At 71.3% G+C, this 24,409-nt stretch carries 19 protein-coding genes and 1 riboswitch; of the genes, 9 read left to right on the forward strand and 10 right to left on the reverse strand.

The window, feature by feature from the left end; all coding sequences use genetic code 11:
• The first annotated feature begins 288 nt into the window (after positions 1-288).
• Positions 289-1,872, forward strand: coding sequence for a glutamine-hydrolyzing GMP synthase (gene guaA, locus ACWCPI_RS06845; RefSeq protein WP_388809470.1), 1,584 nt, complete (start codon positions 289-291; stop codon positions 1,870-1,872).
• A gap of 9 nt (positions 1,873-1,881) precedes the next feature.
• On the opposite strand, the gene ACWCPI_RS06850 is transcribed toward guaA, so the two are convergent.
• The gene (locus ACWCPI_RS06850) at positions 1,882-2,355 is read right to left on the reverse strand and encodes a pyridoxamine 5'-phosphate oxidase family protein (RefSeq protein WP_451037067.1); all 474 of its coding nucleotides are present in this window, start codon (positions 2,353-2,355) and stop codon (positions 1,882-1,884) included.
• Positions 2,356-2,520: 165 nt separating this feature from the next.
• Between ACWCPI_RS06850 and ACWCPI_RS06855 the strand changes: the two genes are divergently transcribed.
• Positions 2,521-3,327, forward strand: a complete 807-nt coding sequence (locus tag ACWCPI_RS06855; RefSeq protein ID WP_451037068.1) for a class II aldolase/adducin family protein — start codon at positions 2,521-2,523, stop codon at positions 3,325-3,327.
• Positions 3,328-3,378: 51 nt separating this feature from the next.
• Here ACWCPI_RS06855 and ACWCPI_RS06860 read toward each other — a convergent pair whose 3' ends face one another.
• Positions 3,379-4,275: a DUF4429 domain-containing protein gene (locus ACWCPI_RS06860; protein WP_451037069.1), complete on the reverse strand. Its 897-nt coding sequence runs from the start codon at positions 4,273-4,275 to the stop codon at positions 3,379-3,381.
• Between the two features lie 372 nt (positions 4,276-4,647).
• Here ACWCPI_RS06860 and ACWCPI_RS06865 point away from each other — a divergent pair, with 372 nt between their 5' ends.
• Both ACWCPI_RS06865 and ACWCPI_RS06870 read left to right on the forward strand, forming a co-directional pair.
• Positions 4,648-5,928 (forward strand): hypothetical protein, encoded by a 1,281-nt coding sequence (locus tag ACWCPI_RS06865; RefSeq protein ID WP_451037070.1) that lies wholly within the window; start codon positions 4,648-4,650, stop codon positions 5,926-5,928.
• 273 nt (positions 5,929-6,201) lie between these two features.
• Entirely contained in the window at positions 6,202-6,732 is a 531-nt protein-coding gene (locus tag ACWCPI_RS06870; protein WP_451037071.1) for a DoxX family protein, read from the forward strand.
• A gap of 51 nt (positions 6,733-6,783) precedes the next feature.
• On the opposite strand, the gene ACWCPI_RS06875 is transcribed toward ACWCPI_RS06870, so the two are convergent.
• A complete protein-coding gene (locus ACWCPI_RS06875) occupies positions 6,784-7,035 on the reverse strand; it encodes a hypothetical protein (protein ID WP_451037072.1) in 252 nt (83 codons plus the stop codon).
• A complete protein-coding gene (locus ACWCPI_RS06880; protein WP_451037073.1) occupies positions 7,022-8,455 on the reverse strand; it encodes a PspC domain-containing protein in 1,434 nt (477 codons plus the stop codon). Before ACWCPI_RS06880 ends, ACWCPI_RS06875 begins: the two co-directional genes overlap by 14 nt.
• A 143-nt stretch (positions 8,456-8,598) precedes the next feature.
• Between ACWCPI_RS06880 and ACWCPI_RS06885 the strand changes: the two genes are divergently transcribed.
• Both ACWCPI_RS06885 and ACWCPI_RS06890 read left to right on the forward strand, forming a co-directional pair.
• On the forward strand, positions 8,599-9,924 hold the full coding sequence (locus tag ACWCPI_RS06885) for an ATP-binding protein (RefSeq protein ID WP_451037074.1): 1,326 nt from the start codon (positions 8,599-8,601) through the stop codon (positions 9,922-9,924).
• Positions 9,921-10,640, forward strand: coding sequence for a LuxR C-terminal-related transcriptional regulator (locus tag ACWCPI_RS06890; RefSeq protein ID WP_451037075.1), 720 nt, complete (start codon positions 9,921-9,923; stop codon positions 10,638-10,640). The genes ACWCPI_RS06885 and ACWCPI_RS06890 overlap by 4 nt, the downstream gene beginning before the upstream one ends.
• Positions 10,641-10,675: 35 nt before the next feature.
• Here ACWCPI_RS06890 and ACWCPI_RS06895 read toward each other — a convergent pair whose 3' ends face one another.
• Positions 10,676-11,737 (reverse strand): NlpC/P60 family protein, encoded by a 1,062-nt coding sequence (locus ACWCPI_RS06895; protein WP_451037076.1) that lies wholly within the window; start codon positions 11,735-11,737, stop codon positions 10,676-10,678.
• Between the two features lie 587 nt (positions 11,738-12,324).
• On the opposite strand from ACWCPI_RS06895, the gene ACWCPI_RS06900 reads away from it, so the two are divergent.
• On the forward strand, positions 12,325-12,678 hold the full coding sequence (locus tag ACWCPI_RS06900) for a hypothetical protein (RefSeq protein ID WP_451037077.1): 354 nt from the start codon (positions 12,325-12,327) through the stop codon (positions 12,676-12,678).
• A gap of 151 nt (positions 12,679-12,829) precedes the next feature.
• Here ACWCPI_RS06900 and ACWCPI_RS06905 read toward each other — a convergent pair whose 3' ends face one another.
• Positions 12,830-14,005, reverse strand: coding sequence for an NlpC/P60 family protein (locus ACWCPI_RS06905; RefSeq protein ID WP_451037078.1), 1,176 nt, complete (start codon positions 14,003-14,005; stop codon positions 12,830-12,832).
• An 8-nt stretch (positions 14,006-14,013) separates the two neighbouring features.
• Positions 14,014-14,166, reverse strand: a riboswitch (cyclic di-AMP (ydaO/yuaA leader).
• A gap of 540 nt (positions 14,167-14,706) precedes the next feature.
• Here ACWCPI_RS06905 and pcrA point away from each other — a divergent pair.
• Positions 14,707-17,193: a DNA helicase PcrA gene (pcrA, locus tag ACWCPI_RS06910; protein ID WP_451037079.1), complete on the forward strand. Its 2,487-nt coding sequence runs from the start codon at positions 14,707-14,709 to the stop codon at positions 17,191-17,193.
• A 68-nt stretch (positions 17,194-17,261) separates the two neighbouring features.
• Here the strand turns inward: pcrA and ACWCPI_RS06915 are convergent, their stop codons facing one another.
• Together ACWCPI_RS06915 and ACWCPI_RS06920 are read right to left on the reverse strand one after the other, a co-directional pair.
• Positions 17,262-18,725 (reverse strand): M23 family metallopeptidase, encoded by a 1,464-nt coding sequence (locus ACWCPI_RS06915; RefSeq protein ID WP_451037080.1) that lies wholly within the window; start codon positions 18,723-18,725, stop codon positions 17,262-17,264.
• 293 nt (positions 18,726-19,018) lie between these two features.
• Positions 19,019-19,879: an esterase/lipase family protein gene (locus ACWCPI_RS06920; protein ID WP_451037081.1), complete on the reverse strand. Its 861-nt coding sequence runs from the start codon at positions 19,877-19,879 to the stop codon at positions 19,019-19,021.
• Positions 19,880-20,529: 650 nt separating this feature from the next.
• On the opposite strand from ACWCPI_RS06920, the gene ACWCPI_RS06925 reads away from it, so the two are divergent.
• Complete coding sequence (locus tag ACWCPI_RS06925) at positions 20,530-20,952, forward strand: cobalamin B12-binding domain-containing protein (RefSeq protein WP_019754804.1); 423 nt, start codon at positions 20,530-20,532, stop codon at positions 20,950-20,952.
• Positions 20,953-21,203: 251 nt separating this feature from the next.
• Here the strand turns inward: ACWCPI_RS06925 and ACWCPI_RS06930 are convergent, their stop codons facing one another.
• A complete protein-coding gene (locus ACWCPI_RS06930) occupies positions 21,204-22,841 on the reverse strand; it encodes a DUF5691 domain-containing protein (protein WP_451037082.1) in 1,638 nt (545 codons plus the stop codon).
• Between the two features lie 144 nt (positions 22,842-22,985).
• Entirely contained in the window at positions 22,986-24,341 is a 1,356-nt protein-coding gene (locus tag ACWCPI_RS06935) for an SWIM zinc finger family protein (protein ID WP_451037083.1), read from the reverse strand.
• Between the last annotated feature and the right edge of the window lie 68 nt (positions 24,342-24,409).

The raw sequence follows: 24,409 nt of genomic DNA on the forward strand, positions 1-24,409 counted from the left end.
TCGGCCCGGGGCGCCTGGGAAGTCGCTTGTCAGTTGCTCAAGCAGCACGACCATGGCAGCCGGCGGGCCGGATGCCATAGGTAAAGACGAAGGTCGGGTGCGTGAGCATGCGGTCAGTATGCCGGGTCGTTCGGTGACGTCCAACCCGGTTCGCATCCTGAGACGGGCCGGCAACGGCTTCCCGCCGGCCCGCTTCCCGGCCCCGGGAAACGCGCCCGCCCGACCCGGCGGAGCGCCCCGGTAGAATTGGCCAGCACAGAGACCCCGCCCCACCGCCGGAAGGCTCCCGTGTCACCAGCGACCCCCGCTGCCGCCGCCGCCCCCGACACCGTCCTGGTCGTCGACTTCGGTGCGCAGTACGCCCAGCTCATCGCCCGTCGCGTCCGCGAGGCCCGGGTCTACAGCGAGATCGTGCCCAGCACCATGCCGGTCGCCGAGATGCTCGCCAAGAACCCGGCGGCGATCATCCTCTCCGGCGGCCCCTCGTCCGTGTACGAGGAGGGCGCCCCCCGCCTCGACCGCGCGATCTTCGAGGCCGGCGTCCCCGTCTTCGGTATGTGCTACGGCTTCCAGCTGATGGCGCAGAGCCTCGGCGGGACGGTCGACAACACCGGCGCCCGTGAATACGGCCGTACGGATCTGCACGTGTCGAAGTCGTCCTCCACCCTCTTCGAGGGCACGCCGGCCGAGCAGCACGTGTGGATGTCCCACGGTGACGCCTGCTCCGCCGCCCCCGAAGGCTTCTCCGTGACGGCCTCCACGGACGTCGTCCCGGTCGCCGCCTTCGAGAACGACGAGAAGAAGCTGTACGGCGTCCAGTACCACCCCGAGGTGATGCACTCCACGCACGGGCAGCAGGTGCTGGAGCACTTCCTGTACCGGGGCGCGGGGCTCACCCCGGACTGGACGACCGGCAACGTCATCGAGGAGCAGGTCGCGGCCATCCGCGAGCAGGTCGGCGACAAGCGCGCCATCTGCGGCCTGTCCGGCGGCGTGGACTCCGCCGTCGCCGCCGCCCTCGTCCAGAAGGCCATCGGCTCCCAGCTGACCTGCGTGTACGTCGACCACGGCCTGATGCGCAAGGGCGAGACCGAGCAGGTCGAGAAGGACTTCGTGGCCGCGACCGGCGTGCAGCTGAAGGTCGTGGACGCCGAGGAGCGGTTCCTCAAGGCGCTCGCCGGGGTCTCCGACCCCGAGGAGAAGCGGAAGATCATCGGCCGTGAGTTCATCCGGGTCTTCGAGCAGGCCCAGGCCGAGATCATCGCGGACGAGGGTCCGGCCGTCGAGTTCCTCGTCCAGGGCACCCTGTACCCGGACGTCGTCGAGTCCGGCGGCGGCACCGGCACGGCCAACATCAAGTCCCACCACAACGTGGGCGGCCTGCCCGAGGACCTCGAGTTCAAGCTGATCGAGCCGCTGCGCAAGCTGTTCAAGGACGAGGTCCGGATGGTCGGCCAGGAACTCGGCCTGCCGGAGGAGATCGTCCAGCGCCAGCCGTTCCCGGGCCCGGGGCTCGGCATCCGTATCGTCGGCGAGGTCACCAAGGACCGCCTGGACCTGCTGCGCGAGGCCGACGCCATCGCACGCGAGGAGCTCACCGCGGCCGGCCTGGACCGGGACATCTGGCAGTGCCCGGTGGTCCTGCTCGCGGACGTCCGCTCCGTCGGCGTCCAGGGCGACGGCCGCACCTACGGCCACCCGATCGTCCTGCGTCCGGTCTCCTCCGAGGACGCCATGACGGCCGACTGGTCGCGGCTGCCGTACGACGTGCTCGCGAAGATCTCGACCCGGATCACCAACGAGGTGCGGGACGTCAACCGCGTCGTCCTCGACGTGACCAGCAAGCCCCCGGGCACCATCGAGTGGGAGTAGTCACTCCCGTCAGGTCCGCTTGAGCGTGCGCACCGGCTCTCCGGGCTTCCAGACCTGGACGACCAGATACGTGTCGTCCTCGACGTAGGTCCGTACGACCTCCGTCAACTCGGTGCGAAAGAGGTGGAACGGCTCCGGCGGTTCCACCTCTTGTCCGTACGCCTTCTTCGTCTCCAGGTCCTCGACCTCGATCGCCCGCCCGCTGATCCGGACGTCCCCGCCGCCCATCGTGGTGCCCTCACCCGGGTTCGCCTGGAGCGCGAAGCGGGGGTCGCGACGCAGGTCGAGGGCCTTGAGCGAGTCCGGCATCATGCCGAGCCACAGCTCGCCGTGCAGGAAGCGCACCTCCAGACCGGTGGTGCGCGGGGAGCCGTCCTTGCGGAGGGTCGCGAGGACGTGGTGGGTGAAGGCGCCGAAACGGTCCTCGACGGTGCGGGCGAGGTCGGGTTCCGCCTCGGTGAAGGTTGCCCAGTTCGCTGTCATACCGTGAGTGTGGCGCCGATACCCGACATCCGCTGTCGGGTATGCGGCCGAGCGGGGACTTCCGCCGTGTTACGCGCGGCATCTTTACAGAACGGCTCTGTTCTCCTGCGCTGACCGCCGGTAACTTCCGCCCCGTACCGCAAACCCAGCGCCGAAGGACGACGCATGCACGGGACGCCCCTCGGGCCCACTCCGCCACCGCCCCTGCCCACCGACCAGCTGCGGTTCGCGATGCCGCCGATGCACGAGTCCGTCGAGGACGAGCGCCGGCACCGCAAGGAGCGGCTCGCGGGCGCGCTGCGGATCTTCGGACGGCTCGGGTTCGAGGACGGGGTCTCCGGGCACATCACCGCGCGCGATCCCGAGTTCAGCGACTGCTTCTGGGTGAACCCCTTCGGGATGCCGTTCAAGCACGTCACCGTCAGCGACCTGGTGCTCGCCAACTCCGAGGGCCAGGTGATCGACGGCCGCTACCACGTCAACCAGGCGGCCTTCACCGTGCACTCCCAGGTCCACGCCGCCCGCCCGGACGTCGTCGCCGTCGCGCACTGCCACTCGGTGCACGGGCGGGCACTGGCGGCGCTGGGGGAGCTGCTGGACCCGATCACCCAGGAGAGCTGTGCCTTCTACGAGGACCACACGCTCTACGACGCCTACTCGGGCGTGACCGTCGACGCCGAGGAGGGCCGCAGGATCGCGGCCGCACTCGGCTCGCACAAGGGGCTCGTCCTGCGCAACCACGGTCTGCTGACCGTCGGAGACTCGGTGGACGCGGCGGCCTGGTGGTTCCTGTCGATGGAACGGTCCTGCCAGGTCCAGCTGACCGCCCGGGCCGCGGGGCGTCCGGTGCTCATCGAGCACCGGCAGGCGGTGGCCACGCGGGAGCAGCTGGGCGGGGATCTGGTGGCCTGGATCAACTACCAGCCGCTGTGGCAGGACGTCAGCCGCAGCGAGCCGGACCTGCTGAGCTGAGCGTCCGTGAACGCCGTGGAACCGCCGCGTGGAGGCGCGCGGACGCCTCGGTCAGAAGCCGCGCAGGACGACCGCCTTCGTCCTCGCGAACTCCTCGTCCGTGAGTACGCCGTCGCGGTGCAGTTCGCCCAACTCCCTCAGGCGGCGCAGCAGAACGTCGTGATGGTCGGCCGGGGGCGGGACGGCGGCGGCCGGTCGGCGGCGGCCGTTCCGCGCCTCGGGGTCGCCGGGGCCGGGGCGGGTGGAGGGGTGCGGCAGGCGGGCGGTGACCGCGGTGGCGACCAGGGCGGTGAGCAGGTCGCGGCGGGCGCTGCCCCACAGGTCCAGGGCGTACGGGTCCTTCTCCGGCGGCAGCTGCGAGGACGCGGTCTCGCGGGTCACGAAGCGCAGGAAGCCGTCCTCGTGGGGGGTGTTGGGCAGCCATGAGACCTGAACGAGGTCGCCCATGGTGATGACACGTGGGCCGGTGGCCCGCTTGACCCGGTCGGAGGTCTCGGACCAGTCGATGCGCACCTGGGTGCCGTCGAACGAGACCGTACCGTCGGAGGAGCGCACGGAGACGGGGACCGGCGGGCCGGGCAGCAGGTACGTCCTGGTCGCTTCCCTGGGGATCCGGTCCAGGAGCAGCGCCTGGCGGATCTCCTCGGCGAGGTACTCGGCGACTCCGGCCCGGTCGATGTCCACCGTCAGCCGGTACGGATCCGCCGCGTCGGGGAGGCGGCCTCCGGTGGCCTGGAGGAGCGGGTCGGCGCCCTCCCGCAGCCGCATACGCAGTCGGCCGCGCTTGCGCTCGGGTTCGAAGGCGACGCTCGCCACGGCCTCCAGGGGTACGGCGATCTCCCCGTACGTCTGCCGGAACAGTGGCACGGAGCGGTGGAGTCCCGGCGTGATCCGGACCGTGGTGCCGTCGAAGGCCCAGGTCCCGTCGCGCTGGATGATCTCGGCCATGGGGAAATTCTCGCAGTCGGGTCAACACGGTGGATTCTTCCTTCACCCGCGCAGGGTGGGCCTGCGGGGCGCGGAGGGGATGACATAGGGCACAATTCGCTGGCGTCGTGCGGGAGTTGCCGGTGGAGCGGTGTCAGCGGACCGGGGCGGCGGGGCGGCCGCCGCGGTGACCGGTGGCCGGTATACGAGACGGGCTGTCGACCGTGGGGCCGTACGGGCTATAAGGCCATGAAGCGGTGGGGTCGTGAGGGTCTTCGGGGTGTCGTGTCGTCGGACCCCGCGGTGTGAAAGTGCAAGGGCTCGAAGGGCGGGAAGCCACGAGGGCCGTGAGGTCATGAGGGTATGAGGTCGCGGGGAAGGCGGGCGTCGGGCGTGGCGGTGCAGGAGGCTGGGCAGGGTGGCACGGCGATGGGCGTGCACGGGGGCGGCTGCACCTGTGGGCACTGTCCGCACGGGGCACGTGCGGGACATCGGCGGGCGGTCGCGGAGTTCCTGCTGAAGCGGGACGAGTTCGCGGCGGGGCAGGGCCTTCCCGCCGCGGTCGCCCACTCGGCGTCGGCCTCCCGGCAGTGGGTGTCCGAGGAGCTGACGCAGTCGGCGGAGCTGGTCGCCGAGCGCGGGCGGGCCGAGAGCGCGGTGTGGCTGGCGCGGCTGTGGTGGCGTACGACGTCGGTCGTCTGGCTGCTGGTCGTGGTGCTGTTGCTGGTGCAGGCGCTCACGGCGATCGGGGCGGGGTGGACGCCGGCCCGTACGGCCGGGCTGCTGGCGGCGCTGGTGACGGCCGGCGCGCTCACCGCGGCGTCGTGGTTCCACCGGGCGCGGGGCGGTGTGCTGGCGCCGGTCATCGGTGAGGACAACCGGCTGTCCACCTCGCGTGCGATGGCCGGGGCGTGGGTGCTGTTCCTCGCCTATGCGGTGCTGGTGCTGGTGGGGCGGCTGGCCGCGGCGTCCGGGCACGAGGAGCGCGACGCGCTGATCGCCGGGCTTGAACTGGGGCGGGGCGCCGGTGTGGTCACCGTGCTCGCCGTGGTCTGCGCGATCGCCGTCCTGGTGCGGCGGGTGGTCGGGGTGCGCGTGCTCGGGCAGCGTCTGCAGAAGGTGCGCGCGGATCGGCCCCGGGCGGCGGATCTGCTGACGGACGACGCGGGACGGGGCACGTTCGCGGACATCCAGTACGTCGTGATCGGCGGGGTCGGGTTGCTGTTCGCGGCGGTGCGGCTGGGCCGGCGGCCGGATCAGTTGCCGGATCTGCCGTGGGGGCTGGCGGCGGTGGTGCTGATCTCGGCGGCGACGTACCTGGCCGGTAAGTATGCGGAGGGCGGCCGGCCGGTGATCCTCTCGGTGGTGCGGGCGCGGGAGGCGGGGGACCTGGACGCACCCATCCGCACCGGGGACGACATCGAGATCCGGGGCGCCGGGTTCGTGCCGCCCGGGGCGCAGACCGCGGACCGGTTGTCGCGCATGGTGGTGCGGATCGGGGCGGTCCATGTGCATGTGCCGTTGGTGCCGGTGGCAGGAGGCTTCAGCAACCCCACGGACGCGGTGCTGAGGGTGCCGGTGCCGGCGGACGTGGAGCCGGGGCGGGTCGAGGTGCGGGTGGTCACCGCGGCCGGGGTGGAGACGAACGGGTACGCGATCGATGTGACGGAGTGACTGTCGCCGTGTGCCGTGTGCCGTGTGCCGTGTGCCGTGTGCCGTGTGCCGTGTGCCGTCTGCCGTGTGCCGTCTGCCCCCGCCCTGCCGCCTGCCCCGGCGGCGAGGCCGGCCGGGTGCCCGCGGTGGCCCGTCTCCGGCGTCCCCGCGGGGTTTCCCCCCGACGGTCCGGGTCGGACAATACGGGTCTGAACTGTTGAGCGGCGCAGTCACTGCGTACGTGTCGTTCTTTTGAGGGGTCACGGCACGGCGGGCGAGAGGCGGCTAGGGGCGATGACTCACCGTATGCATATGGATACGCACATCCCGCCCCTCGACGGCGGCCGTGGCTGGCGGGACACCGCCACCCGTTACGCCCTCCTCCCGCTCCGCGTCTTCCTCGGCGTCACCTTCATCTACGCCGGCCTGGACAAACTCACCGACAGCGCCTTCATGAAGGACGCCGGTTCCGGGTCGATCGGCGACATGATGCGTGCCGTCCGTGACTCCTCTGCCATCCCCGCGCTGGTCGACATGGCCCTGAAGAACCCCGTCGCCTTCGGCTACACCATCGCCTTCGGCGAGCTGGCCGTCGGTATCGGCACGCTCATCGGGCTGTTCGCCCGGCTGGCGGCGCTCGGCGGTGCGCTCATCTCGCTCAGTCTCTGGCTGACCGTGAGCTGGGCCTCCGATCCGTACTACTACGGCAACGACCTCGCCTACCTGATGGCCTGGCTGCCCCTGGTGCTGGCGGGCGCCCCCATGCTGTCCGTCGATGCCGCACTCCGTTCCCGGCGACGGCAGCGGGCCGGAGGCTACCGCTAGCTCGCGTCGGCCGGACGACCGGGGGCGGGGGCATGGGGGGAGCTTCGCCGGTCAGCGAGGTGCGTCCGGGCGGGGGTCGGTGGGCGGTGCGACGGGTGTGGGGCTCGGGCCGCGGCGTCTGCGTATCCCCCGGCTCAGGAGTCCGACCGTGCCTGCCAGGAACAGGCCGCCGACCACCAGCGGGATCACCACGAACCACGGGGTCTCCCAGGCGTCGCCCGCGTCGCCGACATAGACGATCCCGGCCAGGGTCAGGAAGGCGCCGGCGACCAGCCTCCCGGGCTGGAACTCATGACGCAGCACGGCTCACCTCCGCCTGTCCGACGCCCACGCTGAGATCGAGGTCCAGTGTGCCCGCCTCCTTGGTGCCCGCTGTCGGTGTCAGGGTCAGCTCCTTGCGTTTGCCCGGTGCCACGTCCACGTCCCGCTTGTCGTCGCCCGGCAACTGGATGTCCCCCACCCCCACGTCGACGTTCAGCCTCACGGTCACGTCCTTGGGGACGATCACCTTCAGCCGGCCCACGCCCACGTCGGCCCGCGTGGTGACCGTCCCGTCCTCGGTGAACGGCACCCCGGTCAGATCCAGGGTGCCCACACCGGTGCCCAGCTCGTAGTTCTGGCGGACGTCGGTCACGGCCGCCGGCCGCCAGCTCCGCTCGATCCAGCGGGTGCCGATGTCCCCGGGCAGGGCCGCAGAGGCGGCCAGGAGGCCCGCGGTCATGATCGCCAGAAAGACGGAGCCCGCTCCTGTACGGCCCACGAACGCGCTCACCGCTATGCCCAGGCCGATGACGAGCAGCGCGCAGGCCAGCCCCGTCTGCAGGCTGGCTCCCAGGGAACGGTCCTCCCAGGTCGCGCCCGTGCCGAGGGCGCCCGCCAGCAGGGCCAGCAGGAACACCCATCCGCCGATCCAGCGGGGGCCGCGCGGCTTCGGAGAGGACGGGCGGCGGGTGCGTAGCTCCTCGCGGCTGCTCCATGTCGCGCCGAGACCGATGGTGACCGCGGCCGCGACGTCCCGGTCGCGCGAGTCACGAGGGCCCCACAGATATCCCGTACCGCCCTCGTGCGTGCCGTCCTTCACGATCGGGTCCCGCCACCACGAGGGGTAGGCGGCGGGCACCGGCGGCGCCTTGGCCTCCGGCGGGGCGTCGGCGACGGCCTGGGCGGCCAGCGGGTCGGGATCGGGGGTGCCGCGATTCCGCGACCAGTACCCGGCGCCCGCCAGCAGGACGGACAGGACGACGGCGAACGCCAGCACACCGCCGTTGCTCAGCATCGTCAGGAACACGCCGCAGCCGATCAGCGCGAACAGCACGGCCGTCAGCGCCTGGCCGTCCACGCGGCCCGTCAGCAGCTTGCGCACCTCGTTCTCGTCCTCGTCGTCGTAAGGGACGAGGAGCCAGGCGAAGCCGTAGAAGAGGAGGCCTATGCCGCCGGTCGCGGAGAGCACGGCGAGGGTGATCCGGAAGATCACCGGGTCCATGTCGCACTGCCGTCCGAGGCCCGCGCACACACCGGCCAGCGTCTTGTACCGCCGGTCGCGGCGGAACCTGTGCGGCGGGTCGAGTGGGCCCGCCCCCGCCGGCGCTCCCGCCCCCGCGTCCCGGTGCGCGCGCGGTTCCTCACCCGCGGCGCTCGCGGACGCCGCGCCGGACGCGGTGCCCGCGGTGGGCACGGCGTCCGGCTCGGGCACGGAGTCCGCGGCGGGCTGGTGATCTGTCATGTGTCCATGGTGACGGGCGGGTCGGCTCGACGGGAGTCGGAACGACCCTGGTCGGACCCTGATATCGGCCCTGAGGCAGGTGCGGGGGAAGCGTTCGAGTCGACCCGCCCCGAAGATCAGGGGCGTCTAGGGGATCGACCCTGATGCTCCGCTCGGCCGGCCGTGTGAACATCGATGACATGCCGGAAGCCGCAGCAGCGCCCCTCTCCGAACCGCGGCCGCCGCGCAAGCTCTACCGCAGCAGCGACGGACGCTGGCTCGGGGGCGTGGCGCGGGGGCTCGCCGGGCATCTCGGCCTGCCCGTCATCTGGGTGCGCCTGGTGTTCGTCGGCCTCTTCATGGCGGACGGCCTCGGTGCGCTGCTGTACGCCGCGTTCTGGTTCTTCGTGCCGCTCGGCCTCGGCGGTGTCGACGCGCACCGGCCGTCCCCCTTCGCCACCGAGACCGCGGCCGACGGCCGCCGCAGACTCGTCGCCCGCAAGCCGGACAGGGGACAGATCGTCGCGCTGCTCCTCATGGTCGTGGTGGCGATGATCTTCGTCGGCAGCGTGGACCTGGGCAACGGCGCCAAGGCGTACCTGCTGCCCGCCGTGCTCGTCGGCGCGGGCGTCGCCCTGGTCTGGCGCCAGGCGGACAACGCCCGCCGGGCCCGCTGGATGGAGGTGGGCCGACGCCGGCGCACCCTCACCCTGCTGCGTGCCGCGGCCGGCGTCGTGCTGGTCACGGCCGGCGTCTCCGGCATCTTCGTCCTGCAGGGCTCCGCCGCCCACCTCGGCTCCGTCCTGCAGGCCGCCCTGGCGGTCCTCGTCGGGATAACGCTCCTCGCGGGCCCGTATCTGGTCCGGATGACCCAGGACCTGTCCGAGGAGCGCCTGATGCGCATCCGCGCTCAGGAGCGCGCCGAGGTCGCCGCGCACGTCCACGACTCGGTCCTGCACACCCTGACCCTGATACAGCGCAACGCGGAGAACGCGAGCGAGGTCCGCCGCCTCGCCCGCGCCCAGGAGCGCGACCTGCGCACCTGGCTGTACAAACCGGAGGGCACCGGCAAGGACGAGGCCGACGAACCCACCGACCTCGCCGACGCGGTCCGGCGCAACGCGGCCGAGGTCGAGGACAAGCACGGCGTCCCCATAGAGGTCGTGGTCGTCGGCGACTGTCCGCTCGACGAGAAGATCGCGGCACAGATGCAGGCCGCGCGCGAGGCGATGGTGAACGCCGCCAAGTACGGTGGCGAGGGCGGCGCCGTGCAGGTCTACGCCGAGGTGGAGGGGAAGACCGTCTTCGTGTCCGTCCGGGACCGCGGTCCGGGCTTCGACCTCGACTCGATACCCGCCGACCGCATGGGTGTCAGAGAATCGATCATCGGCCGCATGGAGCGCAACGGCGGTACGGCCCGGCTCCGGGCGGTACCCGGCGGCGGCACGGAGGTCGAGCTGGAGATGGAGAGGGCGGAGAAGACGTCATGAGCGAGCCGACCGAGGCGAACGAGCCCGTGGAGTCGACCGGCGGGAGCACGGGCGACCGGCATGTGCGCGTGGTCCTCGTCGACGACCACCGCATGTTCCGTACGGGCGTCCAGGCCGAGATCGGCCGGACCGAGCAGACCGGCGTCGAGGTCGTCGGCGAGGCCGCGGACGTGGACCAGGCGGTCACGGTCATCACCGCGACCCGTCCCGAGGTGGTCCTCCTCGACGTGCACCTGCCCGGGGGCGGCGGGGTCGAAGTGCTGCGCCGCTGCGCCCCGTTGATGGCGGACACCGAGCAGCCGGTCCGCTTTCTCGCGCTGTCGGTCTCGGACGCGGCCGAGGACGTCATCGGCGTGATCCGAGGCGGCGCCCGCGGATACGTGACGAAGACGATCACCGGCACCGATCTGATCGACTCCATCTTCCGCGTCCAGGAGGGCGACGCGGTGTTCTCGCCGCGCCTCGCCGGGTTCGTCCTGGACGCGTTCGCGTCGACGGACGCGCCGCCGGTCGACGAGGACCTCGACCGGCTCACCCAGCGCGAGCGCGAGGTGCTGCGCCTGATCGCCCGTGGCTACGCCTACAAGGAGATCGCCAAGCAACTGTTCATCTCCGTCAAGACGGTCGAGTCGCATGTCTCGGCGGTTCTGCGCAAGCTCCAGTTGTCCAACCGGCACGAGCTGACACGGTGGGCGACGGCGCGGCGCCTGGTCTGAGCCCGTCCTGCCCTGGGACCGGCCCGGTTCACCCCTCATGCCACCCGCGTGGCCCCGGCGAACGGCATCTCGTCGAGCGGGGCGATCCGGACCGGCGCCGAGGGGTTCGGGGCGTGGATCATCTGGCCGTCGCCGATGTAGAGGCCGACGTGGCTGATGCCGGAGTAGAAGAACACCAGGTCGCCCGGGAGCAGTTCGGAGCGGGCGACGCGGCGGCCGGCGTCGATCTGGGAGTAGGTCGTGCGGGGCAGAGAGACTCCCGCCGAGCGGTAGGCGGCCTGGGTGAGGCCGGAGCAGTCGAAGGCGTCCGGGCCGGTCGCGCCCCAGACATAGGGGCTGCCGAGCTTGGAGTAGGCGTACGAAATGGCGGCGGCGGCGCGTGCGTTGGGGGCATGGGTCGTGGTGGAGCCGGAGGGCGTGAGGGCTTCGCGGGCGGCGAAGGAGCGGTCGGCGCGGTCCGTTCCACTGCCCTGGAGCTGCGCCCGCTCTTCGGCGGTCAGCCGGGCGAGCAGGTCCCGGGCCGTGGCCAGCTTGCCGGTGATCGTGTTCTTGTGCCGTCGAAGTTCGGCCTGGCGGGACTTGAGCGAGGTCAGTTCGACGCGTGCCGCCCCGCGCAGTTGCTCGATCTCCCGGAGCTGGTTGCGGACGCTCGCGACGGAGGTCGCCTGCCGGTTGCCGGCGCGTTCGGCGAACTCCGCCGAGTCCAGGTAGCGGTCGGGGTCGTCGGAGAGGGCGAGCTGGAGGGCGGGGTCGAGGCCGCCGTCGCGGTACTGGGCCGCAGCCATGGAACCCAGGGTGTCCCGAGCCGAGTTGAGCTTCGCGGTTCGGCGGGCGGCCTCGTCCTGCAGTGTCCTGATGCGCCGCTGTGCCGTGTCCGCCTGCTCCTTCGCGCCGTTGTACTTCTCGGTGGCGACCTCCGCCTCCTGGTACAGCTTCTCCACCTTCGCCTTGACCTGCTCCGGTGTCGGTCGTGGCTCCGCGTGTCCGGTTCCGTCGAAGCCCGTCGCCGTCGCCGCGCCCGCCAGGGCGATCGTCCATGCCGTGCGGGCCGTACTGCCGCCGACCGAGCGTTGACGGGGCTTTCGGTGCGCTGCCACGTGGACTGCACGTCCTTTCGTACGACCGCCTCGTCCCGTGCGTCCGCGTGGGAGGCGGACGCACGACGCCCCGGGCGGAGCGGTGGACGCACGAGCGCCTGGGGAGCGGACGTACGGCCGCCGGGGGCGGGATACGCGTCCGGCGACGGCCCACACAGGGGGAGCGGGCCGCCGCCGGACTTTCTCGGCGGTGGTGTCCGACTGCCGCCCCTGGCCCGGGCGGCGGTGGGGAGCCGGTCACCTGGTGAAGGACGTTAAACCTCACTGTGACGGTTCGGTAACGCGTTGTACGGAAGTGCCGGGAGCGGACCGGTGGTGACCGTAAGTGAGCGTGATTCCGGGACGGCGGCGTCGGGTTCGCATGGGGTGCTGACCGATGTGGCGGTTCCGGGAACGGTGGGGGTGATGGGGTGCTATGGGGCGCATATATGCGCGCTCCAGGAGGCGGGAGCGAGCGGCGGACGCTGAGGGGGCCACTCGGCGGTGACGGTGAGTGAGGGGGGGCGAGTCAGGTCGGATGGGCGAGGGCGGAGGAGTGAGTGGGGCGGTGTGGGGTGGTTTCGCGGCGCTGATTAGGCTCCGGCTCCATGGACGTACTCATCCACCTCTTCGTCGGCCTGCACATCATCGGTATCGCCGCGCTGCTCGGTGGTTTCCTCACCCAGATGAAGGCGATGGGCCAAGGTGCCGCCCGGTTCGTGCCCGCGATGCTGCACGGCGCGCTGACCATGCTGGTCACCGGGGTGATCCTCGTCGGCCTCAATCAGGCGGACGACCAGTCCGTCGACAACATCAAGATCGGCGTGAAGCTGGCGCTGCTGATCGTGATCCTCGGGCTGGTCTATGTGAAGCGGGACGAGGAGAAGGTCGACAAGCGCCTGTTCGCACTGGTGGGGCTGCTGACCGTGGCGAACGTCTTCATCGCCGTTCTGTGGACATGACCTCGGCGTAGGACCGCACCGCGACCGCCGGCCACGCCGCCACGGAGGTCCACAGTGCAGGACCTCGCCGGTGCCTTGAGCCGCGGGACGTCCACGGCGGCGGCCACGGAGAGGGCTGGCGGCGCCCTCGCCCTCTCCGCGCGGGCTGGCGTCAGGCGGGGCGGACCACGCTGTGGATCGACGACTCGCCGTCGTAGTAGATCGACTCCTCGCGGACGTACGTGCCGGGCTTGGGGGCGTGGATCATCATGCCGTTGCCGATGTAGATGCCCACGTGGGTGACGTCGTCGTAGAAGAAGACCAGGTCGCCGGGCTGGGCGCTGGAGAGGGGGACCGTGGTGCCGGCCTCGACCTGGTCGTAGGTGACGCGCGGGATGTCCACGCCCGCGGCCTTCCAGGCGGCCTGGGTGAGGCCGGAGCAGTCGTAGGAGTCGGGGCCGGTGGCTCCCCAGACGTACGGCTTGCCTATCTGGGCGCGGGCGAAGGCCAGGGCTTTCTCGGCCTTGGTGGCGTACGAGGAGTCGGGCGCCGGTGCCTCCGAGGCGCCCGAGTCCGCCGACTCGCTGCCCTGCTGGGCGGCCTCCTGCTGCTGGGCGGCCTCCTGGCGCTGACGCTCGGCCTCCGCCTGCTGCCGGGCCAGTTCCGCGGCCTTGCGCGCCGCCTCTTCCTGCTTGCGCTTCTCGATCGCGGCGAGGCGGGCCTTCTCCTCGGCCGTCAGCTTGGAGAGGAGTTCGCGCGCGTCGGAGAGCTTCCTCTGAACGGTGGTCTTGGCGGCCTGCAGGTCGTTCTGCGACTCGGTGAGCGTCTCAAGGCTCCGGGTGGCCTCCCGGCGCTTCTTCATCGTCGCCGACTGCTGGGTGAAGTACTCGTCGACCGCCTCCTTCTGACGGCCGGTCATACGGTCCATCAGCTGGGACTGGTCGAAGTAGTCCTGCGGGGTGTCCGCCAGGAGGAAGGTCGCCGTGTCGGGGGCGGCGGCTCCGGTGCGGTACTGGGCGGCTGCGTTGCGTCCCAGCTCCTCGCGCGCCTCGTTGAGCTTCTGGGTGCGCTTGGCGACGTCGTCGAGGAGGGCGCTGACGCGCTTGCGCTGCTTGGAGGTCTTCTCCTTGGCCGCGTTGTACTTCTCGGTGGCCGACTCCGCCTGGCGGTAGAGGTCGTCGACCTTCTTCTCGACCTCTTCGAGGCTCGGCTTGTCGTCCGTCGAGGGGCTCGCGTTGGCCGACTGGGACAGCAGGGCCACGGAGGTGAGGGCCGCCGTGGCGAGGGCGGGGGTCCGTATGCCTGCTACGCGCGTACCAGCGGGACGCGACTTGCGGTGCGACGCCAAGGGAGGCGACTCCTTCCATGTTCCGCCTACCGAGTTAGCTGTCGGGTTCGGGCGGGTGGTTCGGAAGGGTTGCCCTACGGCCTTCCCTGTACGGGATGTGGCCGATTCACCCCAATTTAGGTGGGTCCCCGGCTCCGGCTGCGCGGTGGCACGCCGGACTCGACGGAGGCCGCGCGGCCCGGCGACGTTCGCCGGAGGGGGTCGTACGGCCTGCCGGGCACGGTAGCCAACTCGTGTGGCCCCTGTGAAGGTTGATGTTCGATATGCCCGATACATTTTCGTGACCTTGAGTCAGGTGGGCCTGGTCGAGGGTCGATCGGTGGGTGGTTGTGGGGAGTTGTTCAGGTTCGGGGAGAGAAGTGATGTCTGTCTCTTTCTGGTCGGGTTCTCCGTCGTGGCTTCCCGCCGCATTCCCGGTTCTCGTCCGGTCCTCTTCTGGTTCTATGTCCGGTTCTCGTCCGTCGTGGTCCTCGCCGTGGTCGGGTAGCTCGATCGTGTGGTCGTCGGCCGTGGATTCGGGTGGCCGGTGTCGGTTGAGGAGTGCGACCGCTTACGGCGAGTGGGTACTGGTCGCAGAGCGTGAGGGAGTCGTGGTGGAGAGTGCCTGGAGTGCGGGCCTGGGCGGGCTCCGGGTGCGGAATCCGGCGATGTTCTCAGGGCGGGGGCGGGCTGTCAGTGGGGCGCCCTAGACTCGGAGAGCGATGAGCAGCCTCTTTGACGACAGCTTCCTGGCGGACCTCCAGGCCCCGCGGGCCCATGAGGAAGAACACCCGCCACCGCCCGAGGACGATCATGCTCCGGAGCCGGTTCCGGACGATCTGTTCGGCGGGAAGTTCGACGTGCCGCCGGACCGGGACGCCTACTACCGCGACGGTGCTCCACGCCCGGCGCTCGACGCGGCCGCGCTCCTGGAGGGGCTGAACGAGAACCAGCGTGCCGCCGTCGTCCACTCCGACACCCCGCTGCTCATCGTGGCCGGTGCCGGCTCCGGCAAGACCCGGGTGCTCACGCACCGCATCGCCCATCTGCTGGCCGAGCGGAACGTGCATCCGGGGCAGATCCTCGCGATCACCTTCACCAACAAGGCCGCGGGCGAGATGAAGGAGCGCGTCGAGCAGCTCGTCGGCCCACGGGCGAACGCGATGTGGGTGATGACCTTCCACAGCGCGTGCGTGCGCATCCTGCGGCGAGAGAGCAAGAAGCTCGGGTTCACCTCGTCCTTCTCGATCTACGACGCCGCCGACAGCAAGCGGCTGATGGCGCTCGTCTGCCGGGATCTGGATCTCGATCCCAAGCGGTTCCCGCCCAAGTCCTTCAGCGCCAAGATCAGCAATCTGAAGAACGAGCTGATCGACGAGGAGGACTTCGCCGCGCAGGCCACCGACGGCTTCGAGAAGACCCTCGCCCAGGCCTACGCCCTCTACCAGTCGCGGCTGCGCGAGGCGAACGCCCTCGATTTCGACGACCTGATCATGACGACGGTCAACCTGCTGCGCGCCTTCCCGGACGTCGCCGAGCACTACCGCCGCCGCTTCCGGCACGTCCTCGTCGACGAGTACCAGGACACCAACCACGCCCAGTACGCCCTCGTGCGCGAACTCGTCGGCACCCGCGAACACCCCGTCGACGTGCCGCCCGGCGAGTTCGACATCCCGCCCGCCGAGCTGTGCGTGGTGGGCGACGCCGACCAGTCGATCTACGCCTTCCGAGGCGCGACGATCCGCAACATCCTCCAGTTCGAGGAGGACTACCCGGACGCGACGACCATCCTGCTCGAACAGAACTACCGGTCGACGCAGACGATCCTCAGCGCCGCCAACGCGGTCATCGAGCGCAACGAATCCCGCCGCCCGAAGAACCTGTGGACCAACGCGGGCGCGGGCGCGCGCATCACCGGCTATGTCGCGGACACCGAGCACGACGAGGCGCAGTTCGTCGCCGAGGAGATAGACCGACTGACGGACGCGGGCCACGCGAAGGCCGGCGATGTCGCCGTCTTCTACCGGACGAACGCCCAGTCCCGTGTCTTCGAAGAGGTCTTCATCCGGGTCGGCCTGCCCTACAAGGTCGTCGGCGGTGTGCGGTTCTACGAGCGCAAGGAGGTCCGGGACGTCCTGGCCTACCTGCGGGTGCTGGCCAACCCCGAGGACTCCGTGCCGCTGCGACGGATCCTGAACGTGCCCAAGCGGGGCATCGGCGACCGTGCCGAGGCGATGATCGACGCCCTCGCCCAGCGGGAGAAGATCAGCTTCCCGCAGGCGCTGCGGCGCGTGGACGAGGCGTACGGCATGGCCGCCCGGTCGACCAACGCCGTCAAGCGGTTCAACACGCTGATGGAGGAGCTCCGTACGATCGTCGAGTCCGGCGCGGGACCGGCGACCGTCCTGGAGGCGGTTCTCGAACGAACCGGCTACCTCGCCGAGTTGCAGGCCTCGACCGACCCGCAGGACGAGACCCGTATCGAGAACCTCCAGGAACTCGCCGCCGTGGCCCTGGAGTTCGAGCAGGAGACGGGTGAGGGCGACACCTCCGGCGGGCTGGCGGACTTCCTGGAGCGGGTCGCGCTCGTCGCCGACTCCGACCAGATCCCGGACGAGGAGGAGGACGGCTCCGGCGTCATCACCCTGATGACCCTGCACACCGCCAAGGGCCTGGAGTTCCCGGTCGTCTTCCTCACCGGCATGGAGGACGGCGTCTTCCCGCACATGCGTGCCCTCGGTCAGACCAAGGAGCTGGAGGAGGAGCGGCGCCTCGCCTACGTCGGCATCACGCGCGCGCGTGAGCGGCTCTACCTGACCCGCTCGTCGATGCGCAGTGCGTGGGGGCAGCCGTCGTACAACCCGCCCTCCCGCTTCCTGGAGGAGATCCCGGCGGCGCACGTGGACTGGAAGCGGACGGGGGCGAGCGCGCCCATGTCCTCCGGTCCCGCGGCCGGCGTGGCCGCCTCGCTGTCGTCGTCCCGCTCGCGCTCCTCGGCGTCGGGCGCATCGGGCTTCGCCACGCGACGCACCTCGGAGAAGCCGGTCGTCCAGCTGGCGGTCGGTGACCGGGTCACCCACGACCAGTTCGGCCTCGGCACCGTGACGGGCGTCAAGGGCACGGGGGCGAACGCCGAGGCGACGATCGACTTCGGGGACACCAAGCCGAAGCGGCTGCTGCTGCGGTACGCGCCGGTGGAGAAGCTGTAGCGGCGGACACGTGTGCGCCCCCGCCGTGGAGCGGGGCGCACAGGCAAGTCAGGGGCCGCGGGCGCCTCTTACGTGGGGTCGACCCCGTGGCTGCGCAGCCAGGGCAGCGGGTCTATGGCCGAGCCGCCCCCGGGACGCACCTCGAAGTGCAGGTGCGGGCCGGTGGAGTTGCCGGAGTTGCCGGAGTACGCGATGGGATCGCCGGCCTTGACCGTCGTACCGGAGGCGACACGGTAGCTGGAGAGGTGGCAGTACCACGTCTCCGTGCCGTCCTTCGCGGTCACGATCATCATGTTGCCGTAGGCGCTGTTCCACTGCGTGCGGACGGTGCCGTCGGTCGCGGCCATGACGGTCGTGCCGTAGGAGACGGGGAAGTCGATGCCGGTGTGCAGGGACATCCAGTTGATGCCGGACTGGCCGTAGTAGGCGCTGAGTCCGTGCTGCGCGACCGGAAGGGCGAACTTCGGGCGCAGCCGCTCCTTGCGGGCCGCTTCCTCGGCGGCCTTCCGCTTCTCGGCCTCCTGCTGGGCCTTGAGGTCGATCCGCTCCTGCGTACGGCTGACCCGGTCGCCGAAGTCGTCTGCGCCGGCGGCGAGGGTCTCCAGCTGGGCGTCCAGCTTGTTGTTCGCGGTGGACGGCTTCACGGCCTCGCCGTCCGAAGCGGTCGTCACCGTTCCCTGGTCCTCGGTCAGGGTGCCGACGGAGGCGGCCGCGATGCCCGCGACACCCATCACACACGCCGAGGGCACGGCGATGGTCAGCAGCGCGGAGCGCTTGGGCGGCGTACGGCGGCGCGAACGCGTCCCGCTGCGGGACGCGGCGCGGGGGGAGGGAGCCGGAGCGGCCTCCTCCTGGTCGTCGAGGAGCGGTGCCACCTCGGGGAGTTGACCGGTGGAGGTCAGCTCGGTGTCGTCGTGGGCGGGGTCGTCGTAGCCGGGCTGCTCGATCTGCTCGAAGTGGGCCGTGGCCTGCTGATCGAAGGATTCTGCTGACTGCTCGTACTCGCCGCCCGGCTGCACGGTGGTGTCGGTGCCGCCGTCGGAGTTCCACTGCGTGGCGTCGTACGTCCCCGTCTCGAAGGTCTGCGTGCCCCATTCCCAGTGCTGGGTCTGGTCCGCCGGGGCGCCGGACTGGTCGGGCTGGAGCCAGGCGCTCGCGTCCCACTGGCCCGACGTGTCGTGACCGGTGGCCTGTTGCGGGACGAACGACAGCTGCTGGTGGCCGGTCGTCCACGCGGTGGTGTCGTACGCGCCGGTGTCGTAGGCGGCGTGGTGCTGGGCCGCGTAGGCGTCGTGGTTCAGGATCTGCTGGCTGCCCGTGGACCACTGCGTCGCGTCGTGCGCGCCCGTGTTCGCGCCGGGAAGGCTGCCGAACAGGGGGTCCGCGTCGAAGGTGGAGGTGTGGCCCGCGGCGTCGAAATGTGTGGCGTCGTAGGCACCGTACGTGGTGGAGTCACCGTAGTGGGCCTCCTGGGCGCCGTACGACGCGTAGTGCGCCGTGGCGGCATCGGAAGCCGGAGCCGGGGAGGTCATTGTCCCCGACGGGTGACGATCGTTCACCAACTTCTCTCTCGCCTCGACGACAGGGGCTGCCAGAGCAGTGCGGCGACTGTACCCGGCGGTACGCGGGCACGACAATCTTCGGCAGGTTTCACGCGCGCAGGAAACGGGCATTCGGCCGTGTTTTGGCGGACTGCGGGCGCGAGTTTGGCCTTGTGTTCGAAGATTGTTCGACGTTGCTCGGCTGTCCGGCGGCTGTGCGGCGAGTCGGAGTCGGCTGTGGAGACCTGCTCAGGTGGCCGTCCGCGGCCGAGGGGACGGGCCGTTCACGCCACGGTCAGGCCGTCCGCCTCCCTGTCCGCTTCGGCTCCCGGTCCGGCGGTGTCCAGGGCCTGCCGTATCCCGGTCGCCACTGCGGGGTGCACCGGCAGGGCGAGATGGCCGATGCCGCTCACGCGGATGTTCTGCGCCAGCAGGTCAGGGTGGTCGATGCAGGCCGTCTCGAGCGGGACCATCAGATGGTCGAGGTCGCTCCAGAAGCTCACGAAGCGGGTACGGCAACCGGGCGCCGGGCCCGCCAGCTCCTCCAGGACCGGTGATCCGGGGCGCATCTGACGGACGATCGGGTGCGCGTTGGCCAGCGGGACGACCCGGGTGCCGGAGTGCGGGGTGCCGAGCGTGACGAGCATGCGGACCCTGAGGTCACCGCCGAGGCGCTGGACGTAGTAGCGGGCTATCAGCCCACCGAGGCTGTGTCCGACCATGTCCACCTGACGGCTTCCGGTGCGCTCGCAGATCTCCTCTATGTGGCGGCCGAGCAACTCGGCGGCGGCGCGTATGTCGCACGTCAGGGGCGAGTAGTTGAGGGACTCGACCTGGTGCCTGCCGTGCTGGGCGAGGCTGCGCCGCAGCAGGACGAAGACCGAGCGGTTGTCGATGAAGCCGTGCAGCAGGACGACGGGGGGCCGGGTCTTTGTGGGCAGGTGTGCGGTGTCCTCCGTGGGGAGTGCGGGGGCGGCCCGGCGCTCCTGCGTGATGCCGGACGGATACAGGAGCAGATGCCCGGCGAGGATCGCGATCTCCAGGGCGGTCGCCTTCAGCAGGGCTACGGAGAGGCCGGCCAGCCTGCTCGGGAGCAGGCGCCGACAGACTGAAAGAAAGGGGAAGACTGCCCCGGTGACCTTCATGGCCGACCTCCTTGCGGCACGCAGGAGGACGACTCCGGCCCCCGTGTGCCCTCGTGGAAGTCGCTGCGGAGGTGATCGGCGAAGGTACGGAGAGCGCGTGGGGCAGGCGAGGCGTGTGGCGTCGTGGTTCGCCGGCCCTGGTGGCCGTGGTGCGTCGATCGCCTGACGGGGTGCCCTGCCGGTGTCGGCTACGAGGCTCCCCGCTGTCGTGCCTGACCTGCCCTGCGTGCCCTTCGTGCCACCGTCGACGCGCCGCACCGTCACGGCGCGCGGCCTGCGGCGCGTGGTGCGGCGACCTCGTTGCGGCTCCCGTTGCGCGTGGTCCCGCTGCGACGCGCGTGCCGCGGACTGCTGCGGCCCGTGTGCCGCAAAGATGTGGAACGGTGCGCGGCGAACGTGTCCCACCGTGTGATTTCCCCCTCGGTCCGCACCGCGAAACTGCCGGTTGCGGGATGCTGGAGATAACGTTCGTTCACTTCCTCGGGCGGCGTGGCCCGGGGCGTCCGTGCCGGGGACGGTACGTCCGGCGCGTGAGCGGCGGAAAGTGCGATACACGCACCATGTATGGCATGTGCGCCCTGTGCGGCATAACTCATATATGAGCGGTACTTGTCGGTACGGATGGATGTAGTCGCTTCATGGAGGCAGTGATGGGTGTGGCAGCCGGTCCGATCCGCGTGGTGGTGGCCAAGCCGGGGCTCGACGGCCACGATCGAGGAGCCAAGGTCATCGCGCGGGCGCTGCGCGACGCCGGTATGGAGGTCATCTACACCGGGCTTCACCAGACACCCGAGCAGATCGTCGACACCGCCATCCAGGAGGATGCCGACGCCATCGGCCTCTCGATCCTCTCCGGAGCGCACAACACCCTCTTCGCCGCCGTGATCGACCTCCTCAAGGAGCGCGAGGCGGAGGACATCCTCGTCTTCGGCGGCGGAATCATTCCCGAGGCGGACATTGCGCCGCTGAAGGAGAAGGGCGTCGCGGAGATCTTCACGCCCGGCGCGACGACGCAGTCGATCGTGGACTGGGTGCGGGCGAACGTGCGGCAGCCCGCTGCCTCCGGCGGCTGAGCCGGCTTCGGGCGCGGGCCGGCGGACTGACCGTCGGTGGGGTGACCGTCCCGGGCAGGCGGCCGCCCCCCAGGTCTCGCTCGGGCTCCGGTTTCGGTCCGGTTCCTGTTCCGGTGCGGGGTTGGGACCGGTTCCGGTTTGCGTCCGGGGTCGGTTTCGGTTTCCGCCCGGGGTTGGTTTCGGTCCGGGGTCGGTTCCGGGCGGTTCCGGTTTGCGTCCGGGGTCGGTTTCGCTTCTTGGGGGCCCACCCCTCACGCGTCGGACGAGCTGGGTGGCGGTCCCATCTCCTCGATCATGGCTGCCCGCAACCGCAGCGTCGTGACCAGCCGCTGGAACGCCTCCGCCCAGTACCCCCCGGCTCCCGGCGACGCGTCCTCCGCCTCGTCGGGTACGGCCAGCAGGCCGTCGAGACGGCTCGCCTCGGCCGGGTCGAGACAGCGCTCGGCCAAACCCATCACACCACTGAAACTCCATGGATAACTCCCCGCGTCCCGCGCGATGTTGAGCGCGTCGACCACCGCCCTTCCCAAGGGCGGCGCCCACGGGAGCGCACACACCCCGAGCAGTTGAAACGCCTCCGACAGCCCATGCGTAGCGATGAACCCGGCGACCCACTCGGCCCGCTCGGCGGAACCCAGCGTGCCCAGCAGCTTCGCGCGCTCCGCCAGGGACACGGCCCCCGGACCTCCGGCCTCGGGCGCCGACGGCGACCCGAGGAGCGCTCTCGCCCACTCGGCGTCCCGCTGCCGGACCGCCGCCCGGCACCACGCCGCATGCAGCTCGCTCTGCCAGTCGTCCGCCACGGGTAGCGCCACGATCTCCTGAGGCGTGCGCCCACCGAGCCGCCCCGGCCACACCCCGAGCGGCGCGGCCTCCACCAACTGGCCGAACCACCAGGACCGTTCACCCCGCCCCGCCGGAGCCTTGGACACCACACCGTCACGCTCCATGCCCGGGTCGCACTCGTGCGGTGCCTCGACACTGATCGTCGCAGTGTCGTGCGTGTGGTCCAGTGCCACGCACGCCCCCGCGCGCACCGCCATCCGTGCGGCGAGCGCCGAGCCCGGCAGCGCGGAGAGCAGCTCCGCCGCCGTCGCCCGGACATTGCGGCTCCGGTCGGCCAGCGCCTGCTCCAGGAACGGCTCGTCCCGCGAGCCCAGCCCGGTCCGCAGCGAGTCGAGGAACATCAGCCGGTCCTCGGCCCGCTCCGTCGCCCATGTCGTGGTCAGCAGCTCGCGTGCGGCGGCGGGCTCCTGGGCGCGGATCGCGCAGAGCAGGGCGACCCGTTCGGCGAACAGCCCTTCCTGCCACAGCCTGTACACCTCGCCGGAGTCCCCGAGCGAGGGCAACGGCGCGCCCCCGCCGGGTGTCGCACGCAGGGCGAAGCGCCACTCCGGGTTCAGCCGGGCCAGCCACACGGCCCGGGGGCCCGCGAAGCTCAGTGCCGCCGGCCGCAGATCCGTACGCCCCCGCGCCGCGTCCAGAAGGGCCGGCAGCGACTCAGGGGGCGGCGCGAAACCTCGGTCGTTCGCCGCCGCGAGCCACTGGGGCAGCAGCTCCATGAGGTCCGGCGCCGTACCTCGACGGCCGCCGCCCCCGGTGCCGGGGCGATCGGCCAGCAACATGGCCAGCCGCCGGGCCGCCGCCGGGGGCAGCACCGGTCGCGGGTCCTCGGGGGCGGGCTGTGGCCGCCGCGCAGCCCGCGCCGGACGAAGACCGGCCCGTCGCCGTACGGTCTCCAAGGCCGCCGCGTCCAGCAGCGCCACCGGCGCCTCGCGCCCCGGCGCACCACCCGGTGGCGTGCGCCGGTCCGTCCCGAGCAGCGCCGCCGTGACTAGTTCCTCCCAGGCGTCCGGCGCCGACGACGTCACAGGAGTCACAGGAGCCATAGGAGTCACGGGAGCCATAGGAGCGGTAGGACTGGCCATCGGTTCATTCCTCTCTGCCGTCGTGGGGTCGCTCCGTGCCGCCCCGGGGTGCTGAGGAGCGGTCGGAGGCGGTCGCTTTGCGGTCGCTGTCGCCCAGCGCGTCGCTCAGCACAGAGGCACCGCCTCTCCCGCCCCCTGCGGCCAAGCCGTCAGCGGGGTGAAGCCGCCGTGTCCGCACTCGCCGAACACCTTGACCGGAGCCCCGCCCGACAGGGCGACCAGACGCCACAGGCCCGGGCGGGCGCGGGCGGACGGGGTGAGCGGCAGGGCCGTGTCCGATTCGGCGTCCGCCAGCTGCCAGGAGTCCCCGTCCGGAGTCGGTATGACCCGGTCCAGCGTCACCGGGACGGAGTCCAGCCAAGGGTCGGCGCGCAGTGCCTCGCCGTACCGGGCGGCCGCCTCGGCCGTCGTCACCCCTGGCGGCCGTGTCTCCGCGGGTACGGGCGGTGCGAACCGCTCGCCCAGAGCCGCCCGCAACTGCCCGGCGCCCGGGTAGGCCGAGACCTCGGCCTCCAAAACCAGCCCCACCGGCAGCGCCAGCTCCGGGGCACGGCCGGCGGCGCCGTAGGACAAGAGCAGCGCGGTGCGGTCCGAGTCGGCGCCGTACAGCCATATCCTGCGCGTCGTCAGTTTGGTGTCCGCCGTGTCGTACTGGGCGAGGACCAGCCATCGGTCCCGCACCGGCTTGCCGTCCGCGGACGAGGGCAGGCCGACGCGGGAGCGGACCGTGTCCGACAGATCCGCGGGCAGTTCCTCGCGGCGCAGCCAGCCCTGGTCGAGAAGGTGGAGGAGGGCGCACTCCTCCAGCAGACGCACCGGCCAGCCGGGGCCGGATGCCGGCACGGTCCCCAACTCCCGTACCCGTGCCGCCAGTCCGGGGGCCTGGGCGTCGACCATACGGGCCGCCGTCTCCTCCCACAGGCCGTACCCGGCCTGTTCCGCACCGGCAAGGCCGCCGCGCAGCAGGTCGGCCAGACGCTGCTCCAGCTCCGTGGCGCCCGCGGTGACCCGTTCGGCCCGGCGCTCCGACCTGCGCCGCGCCGCCTCGGGGTCACCGGATGCGGGAGGGGAACCGGACGTGCCCGCCGTCCGCTTCTCCTCCGCCCGCTGCCTTCTCCCCTTGATCCACTGCTCCGCCCAGTCCGGCGGTGACCCGGGCGGCACCGCGCCCTCGCCGCTCGCCCAGAGCAGCAGCAGCCCGAGCGCGTGCTTGCACGGGAACTTCCGGCTCGGGCAACTGCACTTGTACGCGGGCCCGGACGCGTCCGCGATGTCGATGACCGTCTGATACGGCTTGCTGCCACTGCCCTTGCACAGCCCCCACACCGTCCCCTCGTCGGAACTCCCCGCCTCGGACCACGGTCCCGCCGTGCCGAGTTTGCTGCCCGCTTTGCGTGACGCGGAGTCAGGCGCCAGTGCCAGCACCTGGTCCGCGGTCCAGCGCACCCCCTGCTGAGTCATGACACCGAAGGTAGATCCCCCCACTGACAATCGGTCGGCGCCGAGGCACCGCAAGCGGCGTCGCGAGG

This window comes from Streptomyces sp. NPDC001920 (assembly GCF_053594495.1).